We start from the raw sequence: 5,186 nt of genomic DNA, 5'->3' as shown, positions 1-5,186 counted from the left end.
CGAAACGCGCGTCGCCCTTCACCCACTCGCCATTGATGTAGGAATCGGTGCGCCCCAGGCCGGGATCCTTCAGGCGGGATTTGTAATCGCTCATGGGGAGGTCCTTTCCTCTTTTTTATCGTCGTACGGGTTGCGGGCTGGCAGGGGGTCAGCCTTTGTTCTTGTCCTTGCGCGCCTGCATCATCTTGCGGAAGCGGGCGGCCCAGCCTGGCTTGTTCTCCTGTCTGGCGCGGCTAACGCCGAGCGCATCATCCGGCACGTCTGATGTGATGACGCTGCCGGAGCCTGTAAAGGCCCCGTCGCCGACCGTGACAGGCGCAACGAGCGCGGTGTTGGACCCGATAAACGCGCCCTTGCCGATAATGGTTCGATGCTTGAAGTAGCCATCATAATTGCAGGTGATAGTGCCCGCGCCGATATTGGCCTTCGCGCCGACATCCGCGTCGCCGATATAGGTGAGGTGGCTGGCCTTTGCGCCCTCGTGCAGGACGGCGTTCTTCACCTCGACGAAATTGCCGATCTTGGCCCCGGTCTCCAGCACCGTGCCGGGGCGCAGGCGCGCAAAGGGGCCAATTGATGTGCCAGGTCCGACATGGGCGCCTTCCAGATGGCTGTAGGCGTGAATGACGGCGCCGCTGTCCACCGTTACGCCGGGGCCGAAGACCACGTTCGGCTCGATGATCACATCATTGGCGATTTGGGTGTCGTGGCTGAAGAACACGGTCCCGGGCGCGATGAGTGTGACGCCGGCCTCCATCGCGGCAAGGCGTGCGCGCGCCTGGAAGGCGGCTTCGGCCTCGGCAAGGTTTGCGCGTGAATTGACGCCCATCACCTCGTCGGCATCGGCGCGCACGGCGCGGGCGCGGTGCCCGTCAGCGACAGCCAGCGCCACGATGTCGGTGAGGTAGTACTCGCCCTTGGCGTTGTCATTGGTCACGCGCGAGAGCAGCTCGAAAAGTAGCGGGACCGGGGCCGCGAGCACGCCCGAATTGCAAAGGCGGACCGCCTTTTGCTGCGCGCTGGCTTCCTTCTCTTCCACGATGGCGGTGAGGGCGCCGGACGCATCCTCGATGAGGCGGCCATAGCCGGCCGGGTTTTCCGGTTCAAAGCCGAGAACGGCGATGCGCGTATCGCCGTTCTCGGCTTTGAACACGGCTGCCAGCGTTTCGGTGCGGATAAGCGGCGTATCGGCAAACAGCACGGCGACATCGCCGTCAAAGCCGGCAAGGGCTTCCTTCGCGCACAGAACCGCATGGCCGGTGCCCATGGGCGGGTCCTGCAGGGCGGTATCTGCGCCTGCGGCTTCGGCGCGGGCCTTCACCTGCGGCCCGTGCGCGCCCCAGACGACGATGCTGCGGTTCGCGCCGCAGGACGCGCCGAGCGCGAGGCTCCAGTCCAGCATGGAGCGGCCGCCCACGCTGTGCAGGGGCTTGGGCAGGGTGGATTTCATGCGCGTGCCGTGTCCGGCGGCCAGGATGATGACTGCGCGTGGCCTTGCCATGATGTCGCCCTTCCTCATGCCTGCCGCGGGGCGCTGTTCGCGCGCGGCTGACCGGGCTATAGCCCATCCGGTGCGCACTTGCGAAGGGGAAGACTGGCCATGACGCAACTGGACGCCCTGAAAGGCGCTTCAATCGCCTTCGACCTCGACGGCACGCTGGTCGATACCGCGCCGGATCTGGTGCGGGCGCTGAACGAATCGATCGCGCCCTTCGGCCTTGCGCCCGTCCCGGTGGATGATGTGCGCGCCATGGTGGGACGCGGTGCGCGGGCCCTGATCGAGCGCGCCTTCGTGCGCGCGGGAGCGGCACTCGATTCCTCAATCACCGAGGCGGCGCTCGCCCATTTTCTCAAGACCTATGGCGATGACATCGCGGCCATGAGCCGGCCGTTTGACGGTGTGGAGGCGGCGCTCGACGTGCTGGCTGTATCCGGCGCGCGCCTGAGCGTCTGCACCAACAAGCCATCGGCGCTGGCGCGCAAGCTGATAGATGCGCTTGAGCTTTCACACCGGTTTGAGCGCATCACAGGGCCGGAAGATACATCGGCAAAGAAGCCCGATCCGGCCCATCTGCTCACCGCCGCTGGCGAGGGCGCGCCGGACCGCTTCATCGCGCTTGTCGGCGATTCCGAGCCTGACGTCCTGTCGGCGCGCGGAGCCGGCGCGGCAGCTGTGATCTTTACAAGGGGCTATAGCGAAAAGCCGGTCAGCACGCTGGGTGCTGACCGGCTTTTCGATTCATTCCGCGAACTTCCCGCTATTCTGGCAAAGCTGGCCGCCAGGAGGGGGTGAAGGTTCGCTTAGGCGCTGCGGCGGTTCTCGCCACGGTCATTGGCCGGGCGCGGCATGCCGTTCACCAGGTTCGAGCGCACATCGGTGCGGGCCGAACGCATGGCGGGCATGAAGCCGGCATCGACCAGATCGACGGTCACGTCGTAGCCGCGCTCTTTCCAGTAGGCTTCGATACGTTCTTTCAGACGGCGGGCGCCTTCCGGCGTGCAGAGATCATTGCTGGCCATGTCTAATTCTCCTTCGGACGCGCTTAAGGCCTCAAGCGCCCCGGTGTTGGTGACTGTCGGGTGTCGTAGCCGGGCGGCACGAGGCGCCCCGGCGGTACGAGCGATATAGATGCTTTCGCTTCTTGACGGAAGTGTGACGAAAGGGGTTCTCGCGAATTTGTTATCAAGCCAGTGAATGCATGTAGTCAGGACGGCCACGGTTTCGGAGGCAGACGCTTGACCTTCCCGGTCTTTTGCCTCTATACGCCGCACCCTCCGGGCGATTAGCTCAGCGGTAGAGCACTTCGTTCACACCGAAGGGGTCACTAGTTCGATCCTAGTATCGCCCACCAGATTCTTTCATTAAATCTGTGTAATGCCGGATCATCGACTGCCCCGGGCCCAGCGCCTGAAGGGCAGTCGATGCCGGATTGCATCCCCAGGCAAGGCTTTGCGCGCCCTGTCCTGCCTGTCGTCACGTTTTGGTGATGGTGGTGTCTTGGCGGCGATGTCCTTCCGTTATGGAAATCTGTTTTTTCCTTGAGGGAAAGTTTGTGAGACTTTCTGTCGCGGGTGCGGAAACAGAATGCCTGAAGCCGCACTTGCGAAGCGTTCTCAAAACTGGCATGACCGCCCTACTGACGGCAGGAAAGGCGGGTTTCCCGGCCTTCTGCCGCCGCAGATAAACGAGGAACGCCATGTTTGAACGCCTCCGCCTTCCCATTCTCGGCGCACTGGGCGCGGCCTTCGGGCTCGCTGCCTGCGGACAGCCCGAGACCGACAGCGTCGTGAACGTCTATTCGGCCCGCCACTACGCATCCGACCAGGAGGTGTTCCGCGCCTTCACCGAGGAAACCGGCATCGAGATCAATCTGGTCGAGGCCGATGGCGATTTGCTGATCGAGCGCGTGCGCGCCGATGGTGAACGCTCTGCCGCCGACGTGATCATCACGGTGGATGCCGGGCGCCTGCACCGCGCCGAGCAGGCCGGGCTGTTCCAGCCGGCTGGCGATCTGGGCGGCGCGCTGGATCGTGTGCCGGACTCCCTCGAGCACCCGGAAAACCTGTGGTTCGGTTTTGCGACACGCGCTCGCGTGATCGTCTATGCCCGCGACCGGGTCGATCCGTCAGAGGTTCAGACCTATGCCGACCTCGCCCGCCCGGAATTTGAAGGCCGGGTGTGCGTGCGTTCGTCCTCGAACGTCTACAACCAGTCGCTGGTGGCCGGCATGATCGCCGAGGATGGGGCGCAGGCCGCTGAAGCCTTCGCCCGCGGCATCGCGCAGAACCTCGCCCGCGCCCCGCAGGGCGGCGATACCGACCAGATCCGCGCCGTTGCGGCCGGTGAGTGCGATGTGGCCATCGTGAACCACTACTATCTCGGCCGCCTTCTCAACGCCGAAGACAGCGCAGAGCGCGAAGTCGGCGAAGCGGTCGGCATCATCTTCCCCGATCAGGGCCAGGGCGGCACCTATGTCAACATTTCCGGTGCCGGCCTCGCCGCCAACGCTCCGAACCCGGAAGCGGCGCGTGAGCTTCTCACCTTCCTGCTCTCCGAGCGTGCCCAGCGCGCCTTTGCCGAGCTGACCAACGAGTTCCCGGCCGATCCCTCGATCAGCTACGAGAACACGGTGCTGGAAGGCTTTGCCGGTTTCGAGGCGCGTGATCTCAACGTCAACGCGCTTGGTGAAAACGGCGCTGAAGCCCAGCGCATCTTCGACCGGGTGGGCTGGCCATAAGCGCCACGGCCCGATCCCGCCGCACGCTGACGGGCCGGACAGGGGTGCACCCTGTCTGGCTCGCTGCGTTTGCAGGCCTTTTATGCGCTGCGCCCCTGCTGGCGGTGGCGTGGCTGGCCGTGTCCGACGAGTGGACCGACTATCTCTCCCACATCGCGGATACACGCCTTGCCGAGTTTCTCTGGAACACGGCCATTGTGGGCCTGAGCGCGGCCGCCCTTGCCGGGATTATCGGCACAGGCACGGCCTGGCTGGTAACGCGTCATGTCTTCCCCGGGCGCAATTTCTTCCAGTGGGTTCTGGCCCTGCCGCTGGCCATGCCGGCCTACGCGGCTGCCTATGGCTGGTATGACCTGACACAAGGGGCCGGGCCGCTGGGCGGTCTCGTTCCTGCGGTGCACGGGCCGTTTGGCGCCGGCGCGATTTTCGGCCTCGTCTTCTATCCTTATGTCTATCTGCTCGCCCGCGAGAGCTTCTCGGTGCAGTCCGCTGACGCCTATGACGCGGCGCGCACGCTCGGCTCGACGCCGTGGCAGGCTTTCACCCGCACCGCCCTGCCGCTGGTGCGCCCGGCCGTTGCCGCCGGACTTGCGCTGGTTGTCATGGAATCGCTGGCCGATTTCGGCACGGTCAGTCATCTCGGCGCGCCAACCCTTACCGTCGCGCTGATGCGCGCGTGGGCAGGCGAAGGGTCGATCCCCGATGCCGCGCGCCTTGCCATGCTGCTCGTTTCGATCAGCTTCCTCATCTTCATGGCTGAGCGCGCCTTGCGCCGCCGCGCCCGACAGAGCGCAGCCTCCGGCCATGTGCGCCCGTTCCGCCGCCAGGCCCCCTCCCCGCTCATGGGGTGGGCTGCCTTCGCGGCGTGCCTGCTCCCGGTGCTGGCAGGGCTGGTCATTCCGGCGGCAAGGCTTGGCTGGCGCGCGCTTTTCACACCTGCGGCGACCG

At 65.3% G+C, this 5,186-nt stretch carries 5 protein-coding genes and 1 tRNA gene; 4 read left to right on the top strand and 2 right to left on the bottom strand.

The window, feature by feature from the left end; translation table 11 throughout:
- Window positions 1–148 precede the first annotated feature (148 nt).
- Window positions 149–1,504: a bifunctional UDP-N-acetylglucosamine diphosphorylase/glucosamine-1-phosphate N-acetyltransferase GlmU gene (gene glmU, locus ACTS2Z_RS03525; protein WP_442571847.1), complete on the bottom strand. Its 1,356-nt coding sequence runs from the start codon at window positions 1,502–1,504 to the stop codon at window positions 149–151.
- 96 nt (window positions 1,505–1,600) lie between these two features.
- On the opposite strand from glmU, the gene gph reads away from it, so the two are divergent.
- The gene (gene gph / locus ACTS2Z_RS03520; RefSeq protein WP_442571846.1) at window positions 1,601–2,293 is read left to right on the top strand and encodes a phosphoglycolate phosphatase; all 693 of its coding nucleotides are present in this window, start codon (window positions 1,601–1,603) and stop codon (window positions 2,291–2,293) included.
- A gap of 8 nt (window positions 2,294–2,301) precedes the next feature.
- Here the strand turns inward: gph and ACTS2Z_RS03515 are convergent, their stop codons facing one another.
- Entirely contained in the window at window positions 2,302–2,520 is a 219-nt protein-coding gene (locus ACTS2Z_RS03515; protein WP_127568383.1) for a phosphoglycolate phosphatase, read from the bottom strand.
- Window positions 2,521–2,777: 257 nt separating this feature from the next.
- On the opposite strand from ACTS2Z_RS03515, the gene ACTS2Z_RS03510 reads away from it, so the two are divergent.
- The 3 genes from ACTS2Z_RS03510 to ACTS2Z_RS03500 all read left to right on the top strand — a co-directional run.
- Window positions 2,778–2,852: transfer RNA gene (locus ACTS2Z_RS03510), tRNA-Val, on the top strand.
- 345 nt (window positions 2,853–3,197) lie between these two features.
- Window positions 3,198–4,238 (top strand): extracellular solute-binding protein, encoded by a 1,041-nt coding sequence (locus ACTS2Z_RS03505; protein WP_442571845.1) that lies wholly within the window; start codon window positions 3,198–3,200, stop codon window positions 4,236–4,238.
- Between the two features lie 44 nt (window positions 4,239–4,282).
- Window positions 4,283–5,186: ABC transporter permease (locus ACTS2Z_RS03500; RefSeq protein ID WP_442571844.1), on the top strand; the 904-nt coding region annotated here is incomplete at its 3' end.

This window comes from Glycocaulis sp., from assembly GCF_052168375.1.
Classification (GTDB): domain Bacteria; phylum Pseudomonadota; class Alphaproteobacteria; order Caulobacterales; family Maricaulaceae; genus Glycocaulis.
The sequence above is the reverse complement of the archived record's forward strand: the minus strand, read 5'-3'. Positions and strand labels throughout refer to the sequence as shown.

Coding starts and splice junctions, on each gene's coding strand:
- gph (WP_442571846.1), top strand. CDS start 1,601: ATGACGCAACTGGACGCCCTGAAAGGCGCTTCAATCGCCTTCGACCTC.
- ACTS2Z_RS03515 (WP_127568383.1), bottom strand. CDS start 2,520: ATGGCCAGCAATGATCTCTGCACGCCGGAAGGCGCCCGCCGTCTGAAA.
- ACTS2Z_RS03505 (WP_442571845.1), top strand. CDS start 3,198: ATGTTTGAACGCCTCCGCCTTCCCATTCTCGGCGCACTGGGCGCGGCC.